The organism is Chryseobacterium sp. ON_d1, assembly GCF_006829085.1.
In the GTDB taxonomy this organism is placed as follows: domain Bacteria; phylum Bacteroidota; class Bacteroidia; order Flavobacteriales; family Weeksellaceae; genus Chryseobacterium.
Genome location: NZ_BJTC01000016.1, coordinates 59,263 through 84,256 on the forward strand (window position 1 = coordinate 59,263; position 24,994 = coordinate 84,256).

A 24,994-nucleotide genomic window follows, 5' to 3' on the forward strand; every position below is an offset into this window, starting at 1 on the left:
TTGCTTTTATGAATAGTTTTTTATGTAAGTTGATCTACATCCTTATGATGTTGTTGGGAATGTTCGTAATCAGGTATCAATTGGTAATCTACGCACAGACACCGAGACCGGAGCTTGAAAAATTAGCAGAGGATACAGTGGAACCTTTGGTCATGCAAATGTCTCCGGATGGAAAATATGTGCTGATGTTTGAGATCAATGAAGACTCTAAAGTAAGTCTTATCATTTCTGAAACACAGAAACCTTTCAGAAAGATCCGCAAGACGAATGTGTCAAAGAATTTCTTTTTGCGCAATGATATATTGGTTCTTCAGGTAGGGAGTGTCTTTCAGAAGATAGATCTAAAGTCTCAGAAGGAATCTGTAATACAAAACATCAAAACCATTGATTTTTTAGAGGGTGAAAGACAGCTATTGATTCATTATGACAGCAGTAAAAACAATATGCTGGAGATTTATGATGATCGCTTTATTTTGAGACAGCGAATTGAATCAGTCTTACGATGGCAGAAAACAGAAGGAGATCTGATAATTTTTGAGAATAAGGGCGAAATGAAAAATTTATTGAAGGCCAGTTCAGATGGCCGTTCATATAGAACAATTTGGTCATCGGAAGATGAAGTTTATCAGTTATCAAAATCTGACACCGAAAAAGAGGGTTATGTGGTTTCTGTTTCTGCGGCAAAAGGATTGAAAACTTATTTTGTGGGTTCTGATCTGAGTATCGCGGAACTGGATGATCCCTCGATCAGTAAATATACCCAGATCACCGTTAAGAAGTCGTCTGATTCAAACGCTGTTTTCCTGACGCTCAGCGATAGGCTTCCTATAGATGATAAGACGGTAAGTATCTGGTATGGTAAGGAACAAGACCTTAGCAATTATTTTTATGGAGAACGACCAAGCGTTGATCTATTATGGTATCCTAAGGAGCAGAAGGTTGTCAAATTGGATTCCAGTTACAGTGGGTATACAGGTATTGGCAGGACAAATCTTTTTTTAAGAAAAAAGGTGGACAAAGAAAAAATAGATGTTATAGAAGGCGCTGATAAGGTCGATCATTATGAGATGCATTTATGGAATTCATTATCAGGAGAAGATCAAATACTTGAGAAAGATGGGGATGTGATGTATTTTGATAAAGGAGGGAATTTTATTCTTAGGTATGTCAAGGCTAACTGGAAACTTTTGGACACCAGAACAATGACGGATAAAGTTATAGGCATGCCATCCAAAGCAGTTCCTTACTTTAGTTCGTCAGGAACAATTTTATGGTCTTCAAAAGGTGAATTATGGGAGCTGAATATAAATGACCTTCAAAAGAAAAAAATACTGTCCGTCAATGCGGATAGCATTGAGGTTATCAACGTGGTGAAAAAATCGACCGAAGCAGGTTTTCACAGAAAGTATTACTATTTGGATGATCCTTATCTACTGATTGCTGCACATCACGATAACGATCTCCGATCGACCTACTATATGTTGGATCAGGGCAAGAAGTCTGTCATTATTCAAGAGAGCACAGATCGAATCAAACATCTTCAGTCAAGTAATGATGGTAAAAATTTTATATGGACTGAAGAGAATTACAACAAGCCGCCAGTGGTAATGACGAAAATAGAATCTTCAGCTTCCAGAACCGTTTATCAATATAATGCTCAGGATAAAGGAGCTAAAACAATTACTAAAAAACAGTTGTACTATAAAGGTGTCAACAATGAAGATCTTCAGGCAAGTCTGTTTCTACCTGCAAATTTTGATTCGGAAAAAAAATATCCTGTCGTATTATGGATCTACGAAAAGCAGCAGGAGTTTACCGATAAATATTTAGTGCCAACGTTCAAAAACAGACGTGGTTTTAATGCCAGGTTATTGTTGGAATCTGGATATATGGTGCTGATTCCGGATATCAACTATGGTAATAAAGGAGCAGGACTGTCAGCCTTACAGTGTATAAACAATGCTTTGGATGAGCTTTCGAAATTGGAGCAGGTCGATACGAAAAAGATTGCACTAATGGGGCAGTCTTTTGGTGGCTATGAGACCAATTTCATTGCTACACACAGCAATCGTTTTGCTGCATATATTTCGGGTGCATCTCCCTCCGACATTGTTCATATGGCCTATTCATTCAACTACAATTTCAAATCACCAGACTATTATCGTATTGAAGGTGGCCAATTTAGAATGGGTGAAAGTTTTGAGAGTAATAACCAGAAATATTTTGATAATAATCCTTTGTATCACGCATCAAAAGTGACTGCGCCGATGCTTTTATGGACAGGTACCGAGGATAAGAATGTTGATCGTGAGGAGACTAGAACATTTTTCAGTGCACTAAGAAAATACAGGAAAACAGTTATTGCATTGTTTTATGCAGGCGAAGGGCATACCATAACGCAATATCCTGCACAAAAGGACTACACATTAAGAATGCTGGATTGGTTCGAATATTTTTTAAAGAATAAAGGAAATATCCCTTGGATAGATAAACAAATGAAGGATGCTTATTAGCATCCTTCACCTATTAAAATTATTCGATCTCAAACAACTGATCTCCACAAGAAGTACCGTCGATGTTCTTGGATAGATTGTGTGTTCCGGAAGCATCGCTGTAGGTACAGACTTCTCCTTGAATATCGGTACACATTTTTTCCGTCAGAACACATCTTTGTCCCACAGGTGCTGAAGGATCAAAACGATAGCCTTGGAAATCTGTTTTTACTGACTTGAATGCTGTTGTAGCATACGCACTTCCGGCTCCCATTAATAGTATGGCTACGGGCAATGCGATTTTTCTTAAATTTTTCATAATGCTTGAAATTTGTTATTGGTGCCTACTCTTGGTCAGGGTTTTCGGCTTTCCCCTTTCATGAAATGCCTGGTAAGATTCTGCGCAAAACGATACCTGATAATCTCATTTCCGACCAATACAAAAAGATGATCTCCTGAGATCTCTAATTGTATCTTCTTGATTTTTTTAGGTTTTGGAAGATAAAAGCTGCCTATATAATTCTGCTCAGTAATTGAATAAATATCAATGACTGCGTTATTTTCCCAGTTCTTGCTGTTTTCGTATCTGCCCGTTAGATTGGATTGGTTAAACAACAAGCCGTATTTGACGGTTGATGTGATATTGACCTTAAGTGGCGGCTTATTCATCTTTCTTCTTCCATCGCTTAGTTCAGCAACATCAATTTGAGGGCGGCTGATGGTATCAATGGTTTTAAAATCACCTTTTATATTAAGGCCCTTATCCAGAATCAAAAACTGATTTTTATAGTAATGAACATAGACCAGACTTTGGTTGTCACGATCAGAATGTATCAGTCCGTCTGTATCAAAAACCCCGTCTTTATATGTCTTTAAAAGATCTGTTTTTAATTGAAGAGGATTTTCTTTTTCAGGAGATAAAATCCCTAACGACTGTTTTTTCAAAGGTGCATAGTAGGTGCTGAAAGCAAAAGAGTGCTGATCGCAATTGACGAGTTGACTAAAATAGGCTTGAGATCTACTGTAAGTAGTCACTTTTTCATTTCCCAGCAAACCTTTGTAAATGACAGGAACGGTTCCGTCATAAAGATAATAATAGGGTGCATTGATCTGTATCAAAGCCCGTTTAAAGCTGAAATCAAAACGATCCGGAATGATTTTCTTTTCATTCATCTCTTTTAGTTCTGCATCTAAAGAAATCAGCGAGAAAGGAGTGGTGTAGTTACCGAGATACACGGAGTCTTTCGTTGAGCCTGCGAAATAAAAAGAATTGACCTGGAGATCATACCTCTTTTCCTCTATTACAGGATGTTCCAGAAATTTTCTGATGAAAGGATTCTCTTTCTTGATCAAATAGTCGGAGCGATGGTATAATGCAATGATCATTGCGGTACTTGCAAAAGATAGGAGAAGTTGGAGCAAAGCTGTCGTAATTATTTTTTTTCCTCTCTGAACGGCATATGCCAAAATTGCAAAAGAAGAAATCAGAACCGTCGCGAAGTTGAAAATGAGATGGGTTCTCCATCCCATTTTTTCCAATATCCCACCGCAGGAGCAAGGTACATTTTCGCTATAGTTTAAAATGACATAAATGTAGATCGTAAATGAGACCATCAGAAAAAAAGAAGAGTACAATCCGATGATGCTTGTTCTTTCAATAATAAGCAGAATACAAACCAGCAGTTCTACAATCAGCACACCGTAAGAAATCAATCCTGCAACTGAACTGAAAATAGGGGACTGTGCGATCTGTACCTGAAAATTCTCAAAATCCATGATCTTGCTGACACTGGCGTAACAGAACAGCAGTATGAAAAAATAGCTCGTGAATTCAACAAATCTTGTTTTTATAGTCTTCATAGTACGGATTTTTATCCTTTCCTAACTAAGGTCCATTTTACTTTTCTGCCACAATACAATGGCATTAATTCCCCTTTGGAAACGTAAGCTGTTGTGCTGATACGGTCCTTGATTTCAAACTCACCGCTGATAGTACAAATCCTTCCTGATTGAATGATGATCTCCTTTGTTTTTTGATCTCCATTTTTAGGTGATTCATTCATCATCTCACAGTATCAATATGAACCCGCCAATGTGATTTATCCTTTCGTTTTTTCTTTCGTTCATAGGAAGATGAGCTTTCTTTAATACCAGTTTCTGCAGACCTTGCAACTAAAATGTTATCGACACGCTTCTGAGATGGGATTTCGTAGTCGGTGCTAAAATTGGCATCTGATCGATCACATGACTGCAGAATCCCTATTGCACCAAAAATTAATATTGAGATATACTCTTTCATAGAATTAATGATTTTAAAAGTTATCGCGGCCGGTTATTTTATCGAATTCGTACAGCTAAATTACCACTGGCACTCCGATTAAAAAATGAGTGATGGTAATGATTGATTTTTGTTTACGTAATAAAAGATCTTTTATTACCAGTGTTTTATTATACAACTGGCTGAAAAATAAATTGTTATTTGGTAGTTCAGTAAATACTATTATGATAGGCGGGATGATGGAAACATTTTCTTTAAATTTGATGTAATATCACCATGAAAGTCTTCAATAAGTTTCTTTTTTTATTCCTGTTTATCATAATCTGCAGCGTCCAAGGTCAGCAGATTAGACCGTATACTTACGCTCAGCTTACGGCATTTTTTGACGCTTATCCGGAGAATGATGCAAGGGCGATGGTTTTTGTTAATCTGTATATTAAGAAGGCTAAGGCAGAAAAAAATCTATCGGAGCTGATTGCCGGATACGACGAAGCAGTATACTATGAACATTCCGCAGAACGGAAAATAAAGTATGCTGACAGTGCGGTTGCTGTGGCAATCAAAGCGAATGATCCCGATGAGATTTCGATGTCCTACTTGAAAAGAGGAATTGTTTACTATTATAACAAAAGAAACTACAATAAAGCGTTGCAGGACTATTTGAGGGCGTTCAGCTACTCGAAAAATACGAAAGATCTTTATCTGTACCACAAAATTTTATATCACCTGGGAATGGTAAAATCTTATTTAGGTTTTTACGAAGAGGCCGCGATACATTTCAAGGAAACTTTATTATACTACGAGCAGGAGCTTTCCTGTGAGACCGACCCAAACCTGAGACTGAATGATCAGCACGGGTATCTGAACAGCCTGTACAGGCTGAGTACTTGTTATAGAAATCTGAAACTGTACAGGCAGGAAGATTCACTGATTGATATCGGCGTTAAAAAAGTTAGGAACTCAGATGAATTTGTACAGGAGTTTGCCTATTTTCAAAAAGCAAAAGGAATCAATAGCATACGTAACGGAAATTTGCCACTTGCTGAAAAGTACCTGAAGAATGCAGGAAGGCTTTTAAGCAAAAAAGAGGATTTTGCTGCAGTGGCAACGGTGTATTTTTATCTGGGTAAGCTTCATATGGCCGACGGGCGTCAAAAGAAAGCTGTCCTTTATTTTCATAAGGTCGATTCGATACTTAATCGATTTAATTTTGTTACCCCTGAAGTGGTCGGTAATTATAAATACCTTATTCAATTTGCAAAAGACAAGGGCGATGATCGCCTTCAGCTTTACTATACCAATAAACTACTGCGAGCAGATTCAATTATTACTTCGGACTTTTCTAAACTATCGGCAAAGCTATACAGAGAATATCAGGTCAACAAATTAAATGAAAGCCGTGATCAGCTGGTAAAGAAGCATAAATATGGAAATATATTTCTTATTTTATTGATAGTTTGTGTCGCCTTATTTTTCTGCTACTCACTTTATCGCTATAGACAAAGAGAAAAGCTTATCACGACCAAGTACAACGATCTATTGGAAAAACTGAAAATGCCGGATGAAGTTAAAGGAGATAATCTGCAGGAAAATTCCAATACAGTCAAAGGGCTATACAGTGAAGAGGCCATTGCAGAGATCAGAAAAAATCTGAAGGTTTTTGAGGAAAAAAAGCAGTTCCTTAATAAGGATCTTAAGCTGCCGGATGTAGCCAGGTTAATTAATACCCACAGATCAGCTCTGTCATTTGTACTCAACGAGCATATGAATACTACCTTCACACAGTATATTAAAATGTTGCGGATCAAATATATTACGAAACAGCTGATGGAAAACAATATCTATTTGCAATACAGTATGGATACACTGGCTGCTGAATGTGGGATGAAGAATAGGATTGTTTTTTCCAATCACTTTTTGGAAATCAACGGCATTCGGCCAACCGATTTCGTAAAGAAGAGGCTTCAGGAACTTGAAAAAAGGTGATTTCTGTTTTTTAGCCCGATTTTTACGCCAACAAAAAATTTGATGTATGAACGGAAAGCTTTTCAGAAAAAAAGTTGATCGGCTGTGGAGTGATCTTATGAGCAGCATTGACCAGATCAATAGGAGTGAGAATGATATAATCCCCCGGGCTGAAGAAATCCTTATGGAAACCGATGTTGCAATAAGGCAGCTTAAAACCATTTTAAAACAGTATCAATTTGCAGATTGGAATGAGGAAATTTACTTCTTTAAAAATACAAAGCCACAATTTGTGGCGTTGTACATTTATTATTCAAAGATCCTTTCGATAGAAGCTTCTAAGCCTTTTGCCGACCCCGCAGCACTCAGATCATATTTTGAGCAGGAAAGAAGCAATCTGTTATACTTTTACAGCGAACAGAAAGATTTTATCAATTACTATCGCAGGAAATCCACCTTTTTGGATAAAAAATACTTTACCCGATTTCGATTCGATTTCAAGCTAAAGCTTAGTCCTGAACTTTATAGCTATGATGAGGAGTTCTCGACTTCTCACGATCATCTGATATCTCAGATTATCGCCAATGATCTGTTGGATCAGTATCTTACCAATAAGATCAACTCCGGTGACTGCACGGATACCGACGTTACTCAGGTCAGACATTTAGAATGGACAGCGCCGAAAGTGGCATTGACAGAACTTCTGTATGCGCTATACCAAAGCAATTGCTTTAATGGTGGCCATGCTGACCTTGCTGAAATTTTCAGATGGGCTGAAAACTCGCTGAAGATTAATTTGGGCAATTATCATAAGACGCTTTCTGAAATACGGCTCAGAAAAGCAGACCGATCAAAATTTATAAGTCTGATCCGACAAAATTTCAACCAGTATTTGGATGATCTGGACGTCTGATCATTGAATTTTTAATAAAAAGTATCCTTTATGGGAATATAATAACTGTTGAACCCTTATTTTGAAATAATTATCTCCCTGCAGTAAAGATTGCTGCCGGGAGATCTTTCTTGCTTATACCATTACCAGGTCCCGAAATTTCTGTTTATCTGTGATTAAGATATTCCATTAAAGAGGTTAAAAAGTTTTCGGTAGTACCGAAGAACTACCGAAAGATATATCCATTGATTTTGAAATTTTGTCTTATTAATTTTTATCAGTAAAACGTAAATCTCAAAACTATGGCATTAAAAGATATCGACCCCAGCACTCCGATATGGAAGCTCACTGTTGCTGAATTTCTGGAATTGTCTAAAAACTTTAGCAACGATAAGAAATATGAATATGGTCTGAAAGGTCTTGCTAAGATACTGGGCTGCTCGGTATCAAAGGCATCCGAGGTCAAATCCTCAGGTATACTGGATAAGGCAATTATCCAGAACAGGAATATTATCATTATTGATAAAGAGAAAGCATTGCAGCTTTTCGCAAAAAAATAACGGATGTATTATGTGGAGCTGATTGACAGGTTCTGGAAATTCAATGAAAGGGAAGGGGCTGGTCATACTGTTATTGCCTTCTATCTTTATCTGCTTAAGATGGCGAAAGATCACAATGATTACCAGTTCAGGATCTCAGATGTGGAGCTGGGAAAAAGGCTTTCATTAAGCCGTTCAACTGTAAAAGTAACTAAGGAAAAACTCAGGGATCTGGGACTGATAGAATTCAGGACAAAGAATGGGGCTGCGGGACATTACAGGTTGATTCTGGATTATCCTCTTGAGGGTCGGGAGGTCAGGAATAAACAACGGGATATTGTAGTGGAAACATTGTCTGAAAGTAGTCAGACTTATGAAAAGGGCTCAGGTAAAGATAAAGCTGAAATGAACAATATGGCGCAGGACATCGAAGTGTTTTCCAGTTCTGTTTCTATAAACAGGAATATTCCTGATCTCAGGGAATTTTTAGATTTTGCAAGGACGTTAGATGCCTACATTCCTGATTGCGATAAACTTATTGAGGAAAAGTATGACAGCTGGTTAAAGAATAATTGGAAAAGCAGTAATGGACGACTAATCACCAATTGGCGTTCCACTCTGAAAAACATCATGCCTTTTCTTTTGTCCGATAATAAGCGTGTTCATTTGTCAGTAAAGGATATTCCTCATATCAGACATCCTGAGCAAAAATGATGAAGATCTACTGCTTCTAATTCATAAAATTAAGAGAATGACATTTTATCCAACAGACCGCAGGCTTGTGCGTAAAGTTTTTCAAAGTCAGATTGAAAAGACTCCGGAAAGAATCAGGCTGGGGAATGGCTTTGTTGATGATTTTATCTTTGATGGCCATATAGCAGCCGATATTCCGATCAACGCATTGCGGGTCATATTCAATATCATTGCGATCATCAGCAGTGAGCAGTTCAGACCAGAGGACCGTCCTCAACAGCTTTCTCTTTTTGATGAAGAATTTGAGACGGAAAATAATGTGTTTGCCTCGATGAAGATCAAAAACAGTAAGATCTCTCCAAGCGGTTCAAGCAGACAGGTTATAGATGCCTATGAATATCTCGCCAAGTTTAAGATGGGCTGGTACGTGTCTCTTAATTCAAAAGGGAAGGAAATCAAAACGTTTGGAGGTCTCATTTCAACTCCCAGCTATGATCAAAGAGGTTACACCAGCTTTTTGATAAGCAGTTACTGGCTTAAAAAGCTGATGGTCATTCCGGAGTATAATTATGTGCTTTACCATCTGGTGTATAATATCAGAAATAACAAGCATATAATATTTGCCATATGGCTGGCCAAACTTCCTCAGACCGGAACTTCGCTTAAGCTTTCCACCCTGAATAAAAAATTTGGACTCAGCTACAGGACGGCCAATGATCTTTGCTTTAAATTCCTGAAGCCCGTCAGGTCAAATCTTGATCAGTATAATAGTTTATCATTTCATTTCAAGTATAAGGGTGATATGATCTTTATTATTCCTTATCCCACGAAAGAGTTTGTTTCAGAAAAAAAGATGGACGGAAATCCCACGCACACAGATATTACCAGAAGATTAAGGTATTTCAGGAAAAGATATGGTTTGCAACAGGATGACATACTTCAGTTTTCATACCAGTACAGAAATATTTTGCAGACCCGCGAGCTCATCGAAAGAGCTTTCTCGGAATTTATAAGGACTAACAGATTGAAAGGAAAGAGGTCTGTCCACTTCCAAGGTCGGATATTTTTGATGGAAATCCAGGAGAATATTATAAGACTGTATAGAGAAACTAAAATAGGAAAATTGATGCCGAATGGCTATCCGGTAATTCTTTGAATTCGGATTACTACTCATTCGTAATTCGGAATAGCACTCTTGTGTATTTCGGAGTTGCACTCACTGAAGTTAATCCCTTGTTAAAAGTGTAGAGTTTCTTAGTTACATATCGGAATTGCACTCGTTCCCTATGTTTAGAAAAACTGTTCTTATGTTGATAACTTGTCAATATTGTGGATAAGTCATTGGTTTGATGAATAAAGGAGAATTTAAAACGGATTTGCACTCATTTGAAAAACACTTCTTTTTCGGATTTGGACTTATTCTTATTTCGGAATTAGACTGATCTTTATATCTGAATTGCACTCATTTCAGAAATCATTGAAAGGGTTTATGCTAGTTCAGTTTATCGTATCGCTAAAAGTAGATTGAAAAGGTTGAAAAAGTTATTTTTTTACTTAAAAGGAATCTGTTAGAGAAATTTTGCTTTAAAAAAGAAAAAAAATGAATTGCGAAAAAATCAAACAAAATATCAGCATCCGTTCGGTGTTGGAATCATTCAGTCTTTTTCCGGTCAAAGAAAATCGTAGAACTGCTTTTTATTTTGCGCTGGACAGGAAAGAAAAAATTCCAAGTCTTTGTGTGGATTATAGTAAGAATAGTGCTTTTGATTTTGGGACAGGGAAGAGTTACGATGTAATTTCTGTTGTGCAGCAAATAAAAAAATGTTCGGTTTCGGAAGCGTTGAAATACCTTTCATCATTTAATTTTCCAGCTAAAGCAGAGTATGTAACTGAAGAAACACAGTCGGAAATCTCTTACCGAATTTTAAAAATCACCGAAATCAGACACCCTGCACTGATTCAGTATCTGGAATCACGAAAAGTTTATGAGCAAAAGGAATGTGTGTGTGAAGTGCATTATGAAGTGGATGGAAGAAAATATTTCGGGATCGGATTTAAAAACGATTCCGATGGTTTTGAAATAAGGAACAAGTATGCTAAACTTTGCTTGGGCTCTAAAGTCGTTACTTTGGTTCGGGCCGGATCTGGGCCATTTTCTGAAATTGCTGTTTTTGAAGGGTTCTTCGATTTTCTCACGTTCCGGAACCTGGAAAATAGATTCAATTCAGCGTGTGACTGTCTTATTTTAAATTCTACGGCGATGGTTTTCAAAGCAGAACAGATCTTACAAGAATACCCGAAGATCCTGCTGTTTCTTGACAATGATGCTAACGGTAAATCCGTTGCATCAAAAATCCGAAATGACTATAAGAATGTAGAAGATTGCTCCTTAATCTATCACGATTGTAAAGATCTGAATGAATGGTTCGTTAAAACCAAGACGCCAATATAAGTAATTTCTAATTTCCCTTGCGGTTTTCCGTAACTGTAATTACAATATCCAGTCTACCTTTATCGGGTTAACACTTAATATGATTCTATGGAAACGATTAAAGCGATCAAACCTGGCCCGAAACCTAAAAAGGAAGATGGAACGCCAGACCGAAGACCTAGGGTAACACCACCTAACCAGCCGAAACATCCGGATCTGAAGCCCCACAAGCATAAGCCTGGAGATTCAAAATGATGATAGAAAGGTTATTTATGAGAAATCCCAGCTTGTTGCTGGGATTTTAATTTTTACGATATTATTTCTTGGATTCTTCGACGGAAACTTTTCTGAAGTCCTTGAATAATTTGCTCAATTCTAAAGCAGATTTTCTAGCTCTTGTCCCCGCAGCCTTGTTTCCTTTTTCTGCTTGTTGTTCTGATTCTTTGGAGAATGATTCGAATTCAGCATTGATTTTTTCGATAAGTTCTTTCATAGCTATGCTTGTGTATAAATAATTTAATGGCTGCAAATATAATTGTTTATTGGTTTTCCAACGAATTCTGCAACAACAATTCTTTAAATAGCGGAAATTTCTGAATGTTGTTTATCTTTATATCAGATATTATTAATAAAACACAACGTTGATACCATTGCTTTGAAGTTGCCTGCCGAATTTGAAGACCAGTATGTAAAGGAAGTGATTTACAACCGTTCTTTATCAGCTTTGAATGGTGAAGAATGGAAAGCTGTGGAAGATTTCCCCAATTATGCCATATCGAGCTTTGGCAGATTAAAGAGCTTGGAACGGTGGACGTTCTTACCCAACAAAACAAAAGGTAAAAAAGAGCCGGAGATGATTATGAAGTTGATCGTCGTTAAGCAGTTTAATCAATATCTTCAAAAATACTTTTACCAGTTCCACTGTACCTTATCCTCTGACGGAAAAAAGTATCGCAAATCGATGGCGCGGCTGATTTATTATCATTTCGTAGAAAAATTTGATTACAACGATCACAATATTAAGATCGCATTTAAAGACGGCAACAGCCTGCACCTGCACTACACCAACCTTGAAAAGATATCGCATAGCGAAAGCCGTTACAGAACCTTTCAGAGCAACAGGGCAAGAAACCGAAATGCCATTTATTCACAGCCGGTCTCCCAGTATGACATTAACGGGAATTTTATCGCTGGCTTCGACAGTATGTACAGCGCTGAAAAAGTAGCCTGCGTAGGCTGTGAAAGCATAATGGATGCCGTGCACGGAGTGTTCCTGACAGCCGGTGGTTACCGGTGGTTTCTTAGCAGCCAGTCCATTACCGAAAAAGATTTTGAGGTGATTCCAAAGCCTAAAGGCAAACAGAAGATTTTTAATCAAACGGTATGGAAAAACCTCGGAAGACCTTTAGTTGATAAAAAGAATCCTCCGGCTTGTATGAACCTGTCTTTAGAGGACCTTCCCGGTGAATGCTGGAAGCCGATACCAGGTTCAGGAAACCGATTTGTGATTTCAAATAAAGGACGGGTTAAGCGCTTAAGCGGCTGGATCACTGAAGGCCGAAAAGTCTTACTGAGGGAACACATCCTCTCCCAGTATGTCGATTTTTTCAATGGGAAGCCTTATGCCCTGCGCTGTATCCTGCGGCATCAGAAAAGAAACAGATATTTATCGGTTTCCAAAGCTCTGGTATGCTGTTTCGTCCGGAAATTTGATATGGAGGACAAAACATTTGCGGTGGTCAATAATAATGAACCATTCTGGAAATTTGATCTGTCTAAAATGTATTTGACTCGTGGTGGTTCGGTAATTACAAATGATAAGTAATTGGTCATTTATAACAGATTTCCATTTTAAAGCCATTCCAGAAAACCGTATTTCATACTTTGTTCAATTCTATTTTCGTTGATAAGAACGTTCCGGAACTGATCTCATACCGAGGTTAGGCTGTTTACTGTTGCAAATGTAGGACAGCATCTTTCACTCAAAAAAATCTTTTTGGATTTCTAAAAAAAATCTCTCCGCTTCACTCCGACAATTTTCCCAGACACTCCTGAATTCTACGAACAAAAAGATTTCAAGCCCGATCCGTAAGCAGTTTGCTTTTAAGCTGAAACGAATCGGGTTTTGTGTGCCTGATACTTTCCTATCGTTATCGGCAAAGAAAAAGCCGGAACCTCAGTTATACGAATCAATTCATCTGCAGACGTTCTTTGACATCAAGACAAGTACATTTCATTCTTCGCAGAGAGTGAAGGCGTGGTTTACGACAACTTAGTCAGTATGATCAATAATGAATTCAACGAATATGCAGAAGCGCAGGAACCAATTATCTTTAAAACTTTTGACGGAAACTCTCTCTTAAATGAAAGTCTGGACTTCAACTCCGCTTTTGGCAAGCCCTTGTTGTACGTAATTGTTAATTACTTCTCTCAATTATTTCCAATGCTTTTTCTAGTGCTTTTTCTTTTGAGGTGACAATATCAGGGACCACACCAATAAAATCATTTTTGTTAGCGCCAATATTATAATATAATGTACTTGATATAGTATACTTTAAATCGGAATTGGGTAAATGAGTCGTGACGATATCACCAAAACTTTTAATTAACCCGCCAGTTTCTTCTCCAATTATAATTCCTCTCTTGTAAAATTTAAAACATTGGGCAAAGTCTGCTGCAGAAGAATAAGTTTGTGAATTAATTAAAAGGTAGATATTACCATGATAACGCAACGGGTTGTCACTTATAGTGTTATTATTTAAATACAATGTTTCAATTGTCCCATTTTTTTTGGTTAGCACTTCTATTTGCTCTTTAGTAGGCTCCTTGGAGCCTATATGAGCCCTCAAACGGTCTTTGTATAATTTGCTAAATTTTACATCAACTCTGTCATATTGCTTAAATGGTTTATCTAAAAAATATTGAAGAAATGCATCTCCCACATCCGAATCTCCTCCCGGGTTGTCAATTAAGTTTATAACAAGATTATTTATTTTCTTATCCTTTATAACGCTAAAAGTTGAATCAGCAAATTCTTTAAAACCGTTCCAATCAAATACTTTAAAATTAATTATTGCGATATTGTTTTGAATGGTAAGCGTAAAATTATTGTCAACTTCTTTTTTTTCTTCAGGCAAAGCCTTATTGTAGAGATCTTCATTTGCTAAGAGTTCATTTTGTCTTACTCCGTCAATAACAATCGAATTTACTTTGGAATTGTGCGTGTATTTTATCTTGTATTTTCCGTTTGTTTTATAAAGTTCTTCAATGAAGAAACTAAAATTTTCAGCGCCATACTCTGCCCTAAACACTGGGGTTTCACCTGTATTGAGGTTAATAATGTCATTTACAATTTTTTTTGCAGAATGGCCATTTATACTTATGATTTCACTATTGCCTGGAATTTGCGGCGTATAACTACCCTTGACACTTTCGCAAACAATATATGGCTTGTCAGGAGTTAATTTGAAAACATAAGGTAATTCAAAAGGGTTTTTGCTTTCATACTCTCTTTGTGGGATTGGGAGGTCTGTATGACCGTCTTCTAATTTAGCCAAAAGCGGCTCAATTTTGAGATAAAAGTCGATTAAATCCAACTCATTAGTCAAATTTTTCTTAACTAAACTTACGTCTTTATAGAATTTATCCTTCGGGTATCGATAATAAGGATTAATGTGTGTTTCCTCTAAATAGTGAATTAATGTATCAATGTCTTGCTTCATTTGCAAAGGCGTTAGCTTGTTTATCTGCTGGGAAAAAGCCAGAGAAGATAATAGCAAGAATAATATAAGCAGGCAATTTTTTCCTGATAGTCTAAGTTTGCTGAACATTTTTTTACTTATTATTACACGCATAGGCTGTCAAATTGTTATACTCCGTTGGATAAAGGTGTCTGTTAAGAATTACGTACAACAATCAAATATACGCATTGCATTAATATAAAATATAATCCATTGCATTTATCCCCAAATGTAAGGTTTTGCAATGAAAAATACTGTTTTGCAAAGTTGAGATTGCTTCATCACTTCGTTCCTGGCAATGACAGTGGTTAATTTTTCGCAATCACATTACCCATTCCGCGCCCTCTGCTTCAAATCATCGGCGCCGCCGGTTTTTCTTGGCTGACCGGATTTGCCTGAACCGAAGTTATAGGTGTAGGACAAGGTCACCACGCGGTGTCCCTTCTCACGATGAAGTTTTCTACATAGCCCGAGTAAATGTTTTTCGCTTCCGGATTGCTCTTTAAGAAGATATCATTAAAAGAGAATTTGAGCGTGCTGTTATTCCTGAATTTCTTCTGTGATTTTCATCTTTCGATTCGATCAGGAAGGTAATTTCGATAGTCTTCCCAGCCTTATTGCCTTTTACCGCTGTTATTGTATAGGTGGAATTTTCCTGTTCACTTTCCAGAATGGGTTTATTGAGATCAAGAACTTTTTTCAGGTATTCATTTTCGGAAGTCAGCACTTTGTTAGTGGACTGCAAGGTTTCATTGTCTTTCTTCAGGGCATCGCAATTCGTCTGGCCGTATCCGTATGCCGTCATTACTACAGCGGCTAAAACTAAGAATTGTCTCATACTAATTGTTGTCATTTTTTCTGGTTATCGTAGTCCAAATATAAAGATAAATTGACTTCTGTTCAAGGGATTACCGTAAAAAAATGCGGCTTTTATGCTCGCGATCCGACGGGCGTTCGTTTTCAGGTTGCAAAAGTATAAATCCCGTTTCTGCTCAAAAAAATCTTTTTGGGCTTCTAAAAAAATTCGCTCCGCTTCTCTTCGCTAATTTTCCCAGACACTCCTGAATTCTGCGAACAAAAAGATTTCAGGGCCTTCATTCCATCAGTTCCATTCCGGTTTTGGCTGAAACGGAATTTCTATCGTCAAAAAGCAATGAAAAACGACAGGCCCGTCGGACACAAAGCAAAGCGCTCTTTACATTTTCAATGAACAATCAAAAATCAATATCAACCCTTTACATTTTTAACTATGAAAAATCCAGGTATTTCAGCCAATGAATTTTACAACCATTTTAGTGGTACTGAGCAGTATTTCGCCTATTTCTTCGGATTCGTCATTACGGATGGCGTTAAAATTATTGCAGAGGAAGAACAATGCTTCTGGCTGATCGACTGCATTGTATCGTATCAGCTTTCTGAGAAGTTCCGTCAGGAAGAATTCCAGGTCTGGAAACTCGAAAGAGTGAAAGAAACCGAATTCAGGCTTACGGCAACTGACGGAAATAACAAGGTACTTGCCACGCAGGACATTCCGTTTTCGGATTTCTTCTTTAACGAGTTCACCATCTGGAAAGAAGGCAACATGCTGCTGCTTCCAAGTGAACATTAATCTTAAAAACCTCACGATGTACAGGCAATCGTGTTTAATAACTTTCAAAAATCATAACAATGGGAACCTATGCCATCATCTATTTAAAAAAGGCTGAAAAAGCCGTCGAAGTCAACGAACTGTTAAAGAACAGCTATCAATTGGAATACGAAACGTTTAACGGCGTGGAGTATGGTGTGTTTTTCACAGAGGAAATGTTTGAAGAAGATTTGCGTTTTATGAATGAAGACGAAGAAGGAAAAAAGAACCTTCCGCACTACGCCCGCCCGATTTCAAGGGAAACCTACCATTCTCTTCTTTTTGGTGCAGGAAACTGTTTCGGAGAAATAGGCACTGCCTGCTTTAAAATTTCCTGTGTTGACGAAAAGGATATGCAATATATCAGAGCGCTTAAGGCGTTTATAAAAAATCCTGAGTCTAAGACCTATATCAATTTTAAAAAATCAAAACATTTACAAGACTTCCTGCGACTGAAGTGATGATCTTTATTGAAACGCAATCTGAGCCTGCTCAGATTGCGGTTTTGTTTAGGTTTAAAATTCTTTAAAAGGCAAAAATACAATTCCTCCCTTTTGTCGGAAACGCATTTTTGTACGATTAGGAGCAACCCTATTTCTACAACATTTCCGTTACTGCTGAAATGTCTTGAAAAAAGGTTGCGGGATCGTTTTTAATGCTTAGATTTCAAGACGTAAATCGTTGTGCGATGATGTACACACCGGATCAAATTGCAATTGCATCTTTTCGCCTTCGCTCTGGTTGGGCAATACAGTTTTGTTACTTAAACCATTCAATATGTGATTTGTTATATCCTTCGTCCAAAGTAATTCAAAATTATTATTTATTGAATAAGATTTGGTTAATTTAATTTTCCCAACAAATCAATCCACCGTTGTTCTTGACGTAAAGTATTAAAATCAGATTGTTTTTTTAATTGAATTTTGGTTAATTTTCCTCGTAAGTATAACAAGTCCAAGAAATCCAAAGCAATACCTTTGTATTTTTCATCTTTGTCAACTTTTGCTATTTTCGAAAACAAAATTGCAGCTTCAAAATTATCACCATCGCTCATTCCTCCAAGAAAAGTGGAAGCCGCGTTATAGTTATCATATGCTTTTTGAAAATCCTTTTTGTTGTATGCTTGTTTGGCTTTAATCATCAATTCTTTAACTTCCGAATCATAAATAGAATCTTTTTTTCGGGATTCTTCTAAATTAATTGGTTCGTAAGAGAATCCGTAGATTAAAGAATAAATTTCCAATGGATCAAGTCCCAATTTTTCTCTTCTTTTATTGACTAAATTTTCTTTTAACATAGGTCTGAAACCAGATGCTTCTCCATGGCCAGACCAAATAACCTGTGTTCCATACAATTGTTTATAATTCAAATTGCACTGAACTCTATCATACAAAAAAGCATAATTTTCCATATTAAGTTCTTTTGTGTTGACTAATTTTTCCATTTCCAATAAAACTTCGTTTTGAAATAGGACATCTTGGTCTGCATGCTGAACAATTAGCCAAAGATTATTTTGTCCGTCTTTCCCAATTTCGGACATTTTTGGCCAGCCATATTGTTTAATGATCTTTTTCGCTTGAATCAAATTGAATGAATCTGCTTCATTGATTTGTTGATTAATGATGTTATTAAAATTATCATCATTATTTTGTGATTTTCTGTACCTGAGTTTTTGGTCATTGAGACACATCAGATTAATCTCTTTTCTTAAAGCAGGAAGTTTCAACGTCTTTTCATATTGCTTTTCCTGTGCAATTGCAATCGTTTCTATCTCTTTCCATTTTTCAGGATTATTAGTTCGTAAATAATCAAAATAAGGGTCGAATAACAGCCAATCTGATTCCGTCCAACCTGACAATAAAGAAACTTTCAGATATTGGAAAGCTCTTTCTGAATCTTTGTTCAGAGAAAACACTCCGGCAGCTTTATATGCAGTCAGGGCATCTGGTTGTTGTATTTTGAAAGCGTCTTCATAGAAATAAACTGCTTTTTCAGGATTCTTTTGAAGGTGATACAAACTCGCTTGAGCTATTAATCTCTGATATTTGTTATTGGACTGGGCGTGTGATGAGATGTAAAAAAGAGTACAGAAAAAAATAAGTTTAATAGAATGCATATTTTCTTTTTTATAAATGACAATTTTACACTATAACCTGAGTTTGATTAATAATTTAGTATAAATTATAGTATAAAAAAATGGAATAGTGTTTTGAAATTCAAATACTTAACAACTATTCCTGTGATTAATTTCTATAAAATTACGCATATTTTTGTATTGTTGGTAAGTTTTGTACTGGATTTCAAAAAATTACAAAACCTCCGCTTTCCCATTTCCTTTTTTCAATAAACCAGCTTCTAAAATTCTCATTTTTATTTAACTCATTTTCCTCCTGGGCAATCCTATCTCGTGCTCTTGGGGATATGGTTTCCTGAAGGTCATACTTATATCTTCCCGGATATTGTTATAAGCTTCATACGCTTTGTCTTTATCCAAAGTGTATCTTGGGTCGGGAATGAAAGGCATTTTTGCCATTTTTAATATGGTAATGGTGGGAAAATGAAAATCTACTTCAACCGTTCCTAACAACAGGTAGCATCCGCCACCCTGAAAAGGATATTGTGAAAGATTATCCGGAAAGTGGGCGGTATCAAAATATTCTCCTTCCGCATCGATCCAGGTTCCGAAAAACATCGTCCCTCTTTTGGTGGGAACGTGCTTGCGGGATATCAGATAGGCCAGCATCTTGACTTGCTTCTTATGGTATTTCGTCAGGTCCTTTGCCATTACACTTCCCCTATATTTGGTTTGTAATAAGTCGAATGGACTTACTGAAACCGGGAATCCCAATATCTCGATTTCATCAAATGCGTCCTCTAAAGGATGCCTTTGTACTTTTGGAAGCGTGTATTCTTTTTGTGGCTCTTCCAGTAATGTCAGGTGTTTAAAAGTCGGCCTGTTTCCTGCTAAAAGAAACCGGGCTTCAATTAACAATTCGTGCTTTTGCTTTCCGGTAAACCGGAATGCTCCTATAAATATCACGGTCTGTAAGGTCTCGATACCAATGGGGATTCTTTTGACAAAGTTTTCCAGGGAAGTATAATCGCCATTGTTTTTTCGTTCTTCAGGAATTAAAAGCGCGATTTTGCTTTCGAGCTTTTCGATGTGCATGAGCCCTAAATAAATGTCTTTTTCATAAACCGTAGTCTGGTATTCGCTTAGATTGACACAAGGGTTTAATATAGTCGCACCTGACATTTTCGCTTCGTGGACATATACCTCTGTTCTGTAGAAACCGCCGCCATTATTGATCGCCGAAACCATAAACTCAATAGGATAGTACACCTTCAGATAAAGGCTTTGGTAGCTTTCTACGGCATAAGATGCCGAGTGGGCCTTGCAGAATGAATAGCCTGCAAAGGATTCTATCTGGCGATAGACCTCTCTGGAGAGCTGTTCAGGATGACCCAAAGCCTTGCAGGATTCAAAGAAGTGGTCTTTGACTTTCTGCAGGGCAGAGAGCGAACGTCCTTTGCCGCTCATCGCCCGACGTAATACATCGCCGTCAGCAGGGGACAGGCCTCCGAAATGAAGGGCTATCTTTATAACATCCTCCTGATATACCATAATGCCGTAAGTCTCTCCCAGTTCTTTCTCAAAAACCGGATGGAAATATTCAAATTGATCAGGATTGTTGTGACGGAAAATGTATTCCTTCATCATTCCGCTTTGTGCCACGCCCGGACGTATGATGGATGATGCTGCTACCAATACCTTATAATTGTTACATTTCAATCTTCTGAGTAGTCCTCGCATTGCCGGACTTTCAATGTAAAAACATCCGATTGTTTTTCCCCTGCTCAGAAATTCATTGCATCTCTGTTCATCTTTTGACAAACTAACATCCCGGATATTGACTTTAACACCCCGTTTTTCTTCGATGAGTTTTACGGTATCTTTGATGGTTCCCAATCCCCGCTGGGAAAGGATGTCGAATTTTTCCAGGCCGATTTCCTCGGCTACGTGCATATCGAACTGGACGATCGGAAATCCTTTTGATGGCATTTCCAATGCTGAATAATTGGTGATGGGCTCTTCGGAGATTAAAATTCCACAGGAGTGCATACTTCGCTGGTTGGGAAATTTCTCTAAAAGCTTTCCATATTTCTGAACCATTGCTGACACCGAATTAATATCGTGCTGCTCGATGGATTTTGTCGCCAGCTCATCAAGCTCTTCTTTGGGTAACCCAAATGCTTTTCCTACCTCCCGGAAAATCGATCTGTATTTAAACTCAACGTTTGTTCCGCAAAATGCTACGTGGTCTTTTCCGTATTTATCGAAGATGTATTGTAAAATCGTATCCCTGTTCTGCCAGCTCCAGTCGATATCGAAATCCGGCGGTGTTTTGCGGTTCAGGTTAAGGAAGCGCTCGAAATACAGATCAAGCTCCAGCGGGCAGATGTCTGTAATGCCAAGACAGTAGGCAACGATACTATTGGCACCACTTCCACGACCGACGTGCATAAATCCCATCCGGTTGCTGTACTGGATGATGTCCCAGGTGATCAAAAAGTAAGCGCAGAAGTTCAATTGGTCAATGACACCCAATTCCTTGTTCATCCGTTCTTTAGCCTTTCCGTCATCATCAGGATATCTCTTTTTAAACCCTTTATTGGCAAGATCCGTTAAAAGTTTTATGTCACAGTCTTTACTATCTGTAAAGTTCTTTTTGTTTTTAGGAATCTTATAGTCAAAATGGAAATGGCATTGTTCCAGCAATTGTTTTGTGTTTTCAATGATTTGTGGATAATGCCGGTATTTTTCTAGAAGCTCATCCTTTGAGATCAGCTTCTCGTTTTGGCCGCATATGTCAGTTTCATCAAGTTTTGTGACCAGCGTATTCCGGTCGATGGCACGCAGGATCTTGTGCAGTTTATATTCTCTCTTTGTTGTAAAAGTCACTGGTTGTAAAATGACCATTCTTGGCAGATACTTTCTTAGGGTAGAATTCATCAACAAATTGATTTCTTCGGGACGTATGCCGATGTATTCGTTTCGGTTTAATTTATCAGGATAATTGCTCAGAGGATATACGATAAATACCTCTGACAGACAGGGATGATGTAATGGCAGATCCTTTCCTTCACAATTATGCCGTGTCAAAAGCCTGTTGATCTCGCCAATCCCTGATTGATTTTTTGCCAGACAGATGTAATGCTGTCTATTATCGTCTCTTATATCTACACCAACTACCGGTTTGATGTTGTTTTTCTCACATAACCTGTGAAAGTCATATATGCCGGAAATACAATTGATGTCGGTCAGGGCAGCCACACCGATTCCCAGTTCAACCAACTGCTGAACCAATTCTTTAACGGAAATGGTACCATATCGAAGACTGTGAAAAGAATGACAATTGAGAAACATAAATAAATTATTAAGTGAGAAGTCCTGAAGCCCGTCCGACACTTGTCGATCCGAACCTCATTTTAATTTTATCCAATGTTTGATAAAGACTTATCAGCTCTTCAGTATCTTCAAAAAGGTTCATCTGGTGGCATCCGTGTACCAGACCGGTAAACTTTACACCTATCAGCCTGATTCGCATCCTGCGGTTGTAGACCTTCTCAAATAATTCTAATGCATACCTGAGCAGCGTATGGTCGGACGAAGTATAAGGAATCCTGTATTGTTTGGTTTCAGTATCGAAATTGGAGTAACGGATTTTCACGACAACGGTAGAAGTCAGCCACTTCTCCTGACGGAGTTGGAAGCATAATTGTTCCACCATTCCTGACAGTATGCTCTTTATGCCGGTGATATCGATGGTATCCTGTGAAAATGTATTTTCCTTTGAGATAGACTTTCTTTCGGAATAAGGGACAACAGGTGTCTCATCAATACCGTTGGCTTTTTTCCAGAGTTCCTGCCCGTTCTTTCCGATCAGCTGGTGCAAAACTTCAATCGGTGTTTCCGATAGGGTTTGGATATTTCTTACACCTAACCTCGATAGCAATTGAAAGGTCACATTTCCAACCATTGGAATCTTCTTTATGGAAAGTGGATTCAGAAAGGGCTTGATGTTCTGCTCAGGAATTTCAAGTTTACCAATAGGCTTCGATTCGCCGGTCCCGATCTTTGAAACGGTTTTATTGGTGGATAAGGCAAAGCTGATGGGCAGACCGGTATTTTTTCTGACTGCCTCTGCAATTTCAGTGGTCCATTGATAGCAACCGAAAAATTTATCCATCCCGGAAAGATCAAGGTAGAATTCATCAATGCTTGCCTTTTCAAGAACAGGCACTTTTTCCTGTATGATTTCAGTGACCGTATGCGACATATTCGAGTACATTTCCATATCACCTCTGATAACTCTTGCCTCTGGACAAAGCCGTAAAGCCATCTTGATCGGCATGGCACTTCTTACCCCAAAATACCGTGTCTCATAAGAACAGGATGCTACCACGCCTCTGTCTCCGCCACCAATGATAAGCGGTTTTCCAACAAGGTCGGAGTTCTTCAGTCTCTCACAGGAAACAAAGAATGTGTCAAGATCCATATGGGCAATTGCGCGATTCATGTCCACAAAATTATTACGTTTTGTATCAAAAATGTTTATATTTGTTGCTATAAATTATAGCAATGTCAATTTTATCAGAAAACATGCGGTATTTGAGAGGTAAGCTGGGCCATTCACAACAGAAGGTTGCTGATGACCTTTCAATAACCCGCGGCAGATATGCAAAATATGAGGACGGAGCCACAGAGCCACCTCTTGAAATATTGGTGAAGATCTCAAAATATTATAATGTAAGCATTGACTTACTATTAAGCATCAATGTCAGTAAATATTCCATTGATGAGATCGTGGAGCTTCCCGATAATAGAGTTGTTCTGCCTATCAGGGTTGACGATGATGGAAACGATCAAATTGAGATCATTCCACAAAAGGCATCCATGGGATATCTGAATGGTTACAGTGATCCTGAATACATAGAAAGTCTTGATACGATATCCTTACCTTTTTTAAAGGGCGGTAAGTTCAGAGCATTTCCGGCTGATGGAGATTCAATGCCTCCGTATAAGAACGGAACTTATATTGTAGGAAGATATGTTGAAGATCTTTCCGATTTGAAAACGGACCGAACTTATGTCTTCATTACTACTAATAATGGTATCAGTTACAAAAGATTCCAGTTTCACGAAGCGGATGGCATCTGGGTTAAGGCTGACAATAGTTTTTACGAACCTTATAAAATTCCATTATCTGAGATTAGGGAGATCTGGGAATTTGCATGTAGTATCAGCACAAAAGAATACGAACCGAACGAGTTTTCAGAACGAAATATACAAGATTTCATTGCGGAGATTAAGACTGATATAAAGCATATCAAAGAAAGGATGGGAGACAAGGACCAAATCCATTTTAAGTAATGGCTAAATAAATATAATAAATCATGACTCAGCTAACCTTATTTGATTCCGAAGAATTATATGAATTTCCAAAAGACCTTTTGGAGTTCAGGGAACATTTTTTGAGTAGGGAAGAAGCTGATCTTTTAAAAGATAAGCTGCTTCATTCTACATCCTGGGAACAGCGTACTCAGAAAATGTATGACAAAACGGTGATCACTCCTCGTCTGACAGCTTGGTATGGTAATGACAGGAAATCATATGATTCTGCAGATAACAATACTTCAAGTTCTAATTCCTGGACTCCTGAGTTGTTTTCTTTGAAAGAAAGGATAGAGAAAGAATTCGGCTATCAATTCAATGGTGTGCTTTTAAATCTTTATCGTGACAATAACGATTCAGTAGCCTGGCATAGGGATAAGGAGAGCCGTTATGGTAAACGACCTGTTATCGCATCGATCAGTCTTGGACAAACCAGAAATTTTGACTTTAGGAAAAAAGACCACCATCAAAGCAAATACAGCCTTCCTCTACCTCACGGATCTTTATTAATTATGAAAGGTGACCTTCAGGAGAATTGGGAACATAGAATTGCTAAATCAACTATTCCAATGAAAGAGAGAATTAATTTGACTTTTCGCTTAACCAATGGATTATGAACAAATTAATTAAATAAAATACTTATATTTATAAAAACTAATAAAAATATAGCGGAATCCGAAAAGCTTGTCAGAGTAGGAACACATCAAATCATATATATTACCATGAAAAATTTAAAAAAACTTTCCAGAATTGAATTAAACAATATTCTCGGTAGCGGAATATTATCATCTTGCAGTGCATCTTGTCCCGGAGGTGGTACAGTATCAATTAGTTGTGATGGCACTTGTATAGCTACTGATGGTTCAGGTGTATCCTGCTCA

Annotated in this window: 22 protein-coding genes; 13 read left to right on the forward strand and 9 right to left on the reverse strand. The window is 37.7% G+C overall.

The window, feature by feature from the left end; all coding sequences use genetic code 11:
• Window positions 1-8: 8 nt before the first annotated feature.
• On the forward strand, window positions 9-2,513 hold the full coding sequence (locus tag CRS_RS21465; protein WP_142725997.1) for a S9 family peptidase: 2,505 nt from the start codon (window positions 9-11) through the stop codon (window positions 2,511-2,513).
• 19 nt (window positions 2,514-2,532) lie between these two features.
• Here the strand turns inward: CRS_RS21465 and CRS_RS21470 are convergent, their stop codons facing one another.
• From CRS_RS21470 to CRS_RS21480, 3 genes are read right to left on the reverse strand one after another with little or no spacing between them, the layout of a single operon-like run.
• Window positions 2,533-2,811 (reverse strand): DUF6520 family protein, encoded by a 279-nt coding sequence (locus CRS_RS21470; RefSeq protein WP_142725998.1) that lies wholly within the window; start codon window positions 2,809-2,811, stop codon window positions 2,533-2,535.
• A gap of 35 nt (window positions 2,812-2,846) precedes the next feature.
• Window positions 2,847-4,352: a MauE/DoxX family redox-associated membrane protein gene (locus tag CRS_RS21475; RefSeq protein WP_142725999.1), complete on the reverse strand. Its 1,506-nt coding sequence runs from the start codon at window positions 4,350-4,352 to the stop codon at window positions 2,847-2,849.
• A gap of 11 nt (window positions 4,353-4,363) precedes the next feature.
• Complete coding sequence (locus CRS_RS21480) at window positions 4,364-4,558, reverse strand: hypothetical protein (protein ID WP_142726000.1); 195 nt, start codon at window positions 4,556-4,558, stop codon at window positions 4,364-4,366.
• Between the two features lie 488 nt (window positions 4,559-5,046).
• Between CRS_RS21480 and CRS_RS21485 the strand changes: the two genes are divergently transcribed.
• The 7 genes from CRS_RS21485 (at window position 5,047) to CRS_RS24545 (ending at window position 11,545) form a co-directional block, all read left to right on the forward strand.
• Entirely contained in the window at window positions 5,047-6,756 is a 1,710-nt protein-coding gene (locus CRS_RS21485; protein WP_142726001.1) for a helix-turn-helix domain-containing protein, read from the forward strand.
• 46 nt (window positions 6,757-6,802) lie between these two features.
• Window positions 6,803-7,648 carry an RteC domain-containing protein gene (locus CRS_RS21490; protein WP_142726002.1) on the forward strand — a complete coding sequence of 282 codons (846 nt, stop codon included), beginning with the start codon at window positions 6,803-6,805 and terminating at the stop codon, window positions 7,646-7,648.
• A 281-nt stretch (window positions 7,649-7,929) separates the two neighbouring features.
• On the forward strand, window positions 7,930-8,187 hold the full coding sequence (locus CRS_RS21495; RefSeq protein WP_142726003.1) for a DUF3853 family protein: 258 nt from the start codon (window positions 7,930-7,932) through the stop codon (window positions 8,185-8,187).
• Window positions 8,188-8,190: 3 nt separating this feature from the next.
• Window positions 8,191-8,880, forward strand: a complete 690-nt coding sequence (locus tag CRS_RS21500) for a hypothetical protein (RefSeq protein ID WP_142726004.1) — start codon at window positions 8,191-8,193, stop codon at window positions 8,878-8,880.
• A 37-nt stretch (window positions 8,881-8,917) separates the two neighbouring features.
• Window positions 8,918-10,015 (forward strand): hypothetical protein, encoded by a 1,098-nt coding sequence (locus CRS_RS21505; protein ID WP_142726005.1) that lies wholly within the window; start codon window positions 8,918-8,920, stop codon window positions 10,013-10,015.
• A 444-nt stretch (window positions 10,016-10,459) separates the two neighbouring features.
• Window positions 10,460-11,311, forward strand: a complete 852-nt coding sequence (locus tag CRS_RS21510) for a toprim domain-containing protein (RefSeq protein ID WP_142726006.1) — start codon at window positions 10,460-10,462, stop codon at window positions 11,309-11,311.
• An 87-nt stretch (window positions 11,312-11,398) separates the two neighbouring features.
• Window positions 11,399-11,545: a hypothetical protein gene (locus CRS_RS24545; protein ID WP_172617132.1), complete on the forward strand. Its 147-nt coding sequence runs from the start codon at window positions 11,399-11,401 to the stop codon at window positions 11,543-11,545.
• A 61-nt stretch (window positions 11,546-11,606) separates the two neighbouring features.
• Here the strand turns inward: CRS_RS24545 and CRS_RS21515 are convergent, their stop codons facing one another.
• Window positions 11,607-11,783: a histone H1 gene (locus CRS_RS21515; protein WP_142726007.1), complete on the reverse strand. Its 177-nt coding sequence runs from the start codon at window positions 11,781-11,783 to the stop codon at window positions 11,607-11,609.
• Window positions 11,784-11,945: 162 nt separating this feature from the next.
• Between CRS_RS21515 and CRS_RS21520 the strand changes: the two genes are divergently transcribed.
• Complete coding sequence (locus CRS_RS21520) at window positions 11,946-13,115, forward strand: NUMOD4 domain-containing protein (protein WP_142726008.1); 1,170 nt, start codon at window positions 11,946-11,948, stop codon at window positions 13,113-13,115.
• A gap of 592 nt (window positions 13,116-13,707) precedes the next feature.
• Here CRS_RS21520 and CRS_RS21525 read toward each other — a convergent pair.
• Together CRS_RS21525 and CRS_RS21530 are read right to left on the reverse strand one after the other, a co-directional pair.
• Window positions 13,708-15,120 carry a S41 family peptidase gene (locus CRS_RS21525; RefSeq protein WP_172617133.1) on the reverse strand — a complete coding sequence of 471 codons (1,413 nt, stop codon included), beginning with the start codon at window positions 15,118-15,120 and terminating at the stop codon, window positions 13,708-13,710.
• Between the two features lie 412 nt (window positions 15,121-15,532).
• Window positions 15,533-15,868, reverse strand: a complete 336-nt coding sequence (locus CRS_RS21530; RefSeq protein WP_142726010.1) for a hypothetical protein — start codon at window positions 15,866-15,868, stop codon at window positions 15,533-15,535.
• Window positions 15,869-16,279: 411 nt separating this feature from the next.
• Here CRS_RS21530 and CRS_RS21535 point away from each other — a divergent pair, with 411 nt between their 5' ends.
• Together CRS_RS21535 and CRS_RS21540 are read left to right on the forward strand one after the other, a co-directional pair.
• A complete protein-coding gene (locus CRS_RS21535; RefSeq protein WP_142726011.1) occupies window positions 16,280-16,639 on the forward strand; it encodes a DUF6876 family protein in 360 nt (119 codons plus the stop codon).
• 59 nt (window positions 16,640-16,698) lie between these two features.
• The gene (locus CRS_RS21540) at window positions 16,699-17,118 is read left to right on the forward strand and encodes a hypothetical protein (RefSeq protein ID WP_142726012.1); all 420 of its coding nucleotides are present in this window, start codon (window positions 16,699-16,701) and stop codon (window positions 17,116-17,118) included.
• Window positions 17,119-17,498: 380 nt separating this feature from the next.
• Here CRS_RS21540 and CRS_RS21545 read toward each other — a convergent pair whose 3' ends face one another.
• The 3 genes from CRS_RS21545 to dinB form a co-directional block, all read right to left on the reverse strand.
• On the reverse strand, window positions 17,499-18,773 hold the full coding sequence (locus tag CRS_RS21545) for a DUF6624 domain-containing protein (protein ID WP_142726013.1): 1,275 nt from the start codon (window positions 18,771-18,773) through the stop codon (window positions 17,499-17,501).
• Window positions 18,774-19,031: 258 nt separating this feature from the next.
• Window positions 19,032-22,085 carry a DNA polymerase III subunit alpha gene (locus tag CRS_RS21550; protein ID WP_142726014.1) on the reverse strand — a complete coding sequence of 1,018 codons (3,054 nt, stop codon included), beginning with the start codon at window positions 22,083-22,085 and terminating at the stop codon, window positions 19,032-19,034.
• 10 nt (window positions 22,086-22,095) lie between these two features.
• Window positions 22,096-23,238 carry a DNA polymerase IV gene (dinB, locus tag CRS_RS21555; RefSeq protein ID WP_142726015.1) on the reverse strand — a complete coding sequence of 381 codons (1,143 nt, stop codon included), beginning with the start codon at window positions 23,236-23,238 and terminating at the stop codon, window positions 22,096-22,098.
• A 62-nt stretch (window positions 23,239-23,300) separates the two neighbouring features.
• Between dinB and CRS_RS21560 the strand changes: the two genes are divergently transcribed.
• The gene (locus CRS_RS21560; RefSeq protein WP_142726016.1) at window positions 23,301-24,092 is read left to right on the forward strand and encodes a helix-turn-helix domain-containing protein; all 792 of its coding nucleotides are present in this window, start codon (window positions 23,301-23,303) and stop codon (window positions 24,090-24,092) included.
• Window positions 24,093-24,115: 23 nt separating this feature from the next.
• Window positions 24,116-24,730, forward strand: coding sequence for an alpha-ketoglutarate-dependent dioxygenase AlkB (locus CRS_RS21565; RefSeq protein ID WP_142726017.1), 615 nt, complete (start codon window positions 24,116-24,118; stop codon window positions 24,728-24,730).
• Window positions 24,731-24,994 lie beyond the last annotated feature (264 nt).

Coding starts and splice junctions, on each gene's coding strand:
- CRS_RS21465 (WP_142725997.1), top strand. CDS start 9: ATGAATAGTTTTTTATGTAAGTTGATCTACATCCTTATGATGTTGTTG.
- CRS_RS21470 (WP_142725998.1), bottom strand. CDS start 2,811: ATGAAAAATTTAAGAAAAATCGCATTGCCCGTAGCCATACTATTAATG.
- CRS_RS21475 (WP_142725999.1), bottom strand. CDS start 4,352: ATGAAGACTATAAAAACAAGATTTGTTGAATTCACGAGCTATTTTTTC.
- CRS_RS21480 (WP_142726000.1), bottom strand. CDS start 4,558: ATGATGAATGAATCACCTAAAAATGGAGATCAAAAAACAAAGGAGATC.
- CRS_RS21485 (WP_142726001.1), top strand. CDS start 5,047: ATGAAAGTCTTCAATAAGTTTCTTTTTTTATTCCTGTTTATCATAATC.
- CRS_RS21490 (WP_142726002.1), top strand. CDS start 6,803: ATGAACGGAAAGCTTTTCAGAAAAAAAGTTGATCGGCTGTGGAGTGAT.
- CRS_RS21495 (WP_142726003.1), top strand. CDS start 7,930: ATGGCATTAAAAGATATCGACCCCAGCACTCCGATATGGAAGCTCACT.
- CRS_RS21500 (WP_142726004.1), top strand. CDS start 8,191: ATGTATTATGTGGAGCTGATTGACAGGTTCTGGAAATTCAATGAAAGG.
- CRS_RS21505 (WP_142726005.1), top strand. CDS start 8,918: ATGACATTTTATCCAACAGACCGCAGGCTTGTGCGTAAAGTTTTTCAA.
- CRS_RS21510 (WP_142726006.1), top strand. CDS start 10,460: ATGAATTGCGAAAAAATCAAACAAAATATCAGCATCCGTTCGGTGTTG.
- CRS_RS24545 (WP_172617132.1), top strand. CDS start 11,399: ATGGAAACGATTAAAGCGATCAAACCTGGCCCGAAACCTAAAAAGGAA.
- CRS_RS21515 (WP_142726007.1), bottom strand. CDS start 11,783: ATGAAAGAACTTATCGAAAAAATCAATGCTGAATTCGAATCATTCTCC.
- CRS_RS21525 (WP_172617133.1), bottom strand. CDS start 15,120: ATGTTCAGCAAACTTAGACTATCAGGAAAAAATTGCCTGCTTATATTA.
- CRS_RS21530 (WP_142726010.1), bottom strand. CDS start 15,868: ATGAGACAATTCTTAGTTTTAGCCGCTGTAGTAATGACGGCATACGGA.
- CRS_RS21535 (WP_142726011.1), top strand. CDS start 16,280: ATGAAAAATCCAGGTATTTCAGCCAATGAATTTTACAACCATTTTAGT.
- CRS_RS21540 (WP_142726012.1), top strand. CDS start 16,699: ATGGGAACCTATGCCATCATCTATTTAAAAAAGGCTGAAAAAGCCGTC.
- CRS_RS21545 (WP_142726013.1), bottom strand. CDS start 18,773: ATGCATTCTATTAAACTTATTTTTTTCTGTACTCTTTTTTACATCTCA.
- CRS_RS21550 (WP_142726014.1), bottom strand. CDS start 22,085: ATGTTTCTCAATTGTCATTCTTTTCACAGTCTTCGATATGGTACCATT.
- dinB (WP_142726015.1), bottom strand. CDS start 23,238: ATGAATCGCGCAATTGCCCATATGGATCTTGACACATTCTTTGTTTCC.
- CRS_RS21560 (WP_142726016.1), top strand. CDS start 23,301: ATGTCAATTTTATCAGAAAACATGCGGTATTTGAGAGGTAAGCTGGGC.
- CRS_RS21565 (WP_142726017.1), top strand. CDS start 24,116: ATGACTCAGCTAACCTTATTTGATTCCGAAGAATTATATGAATTTCCA.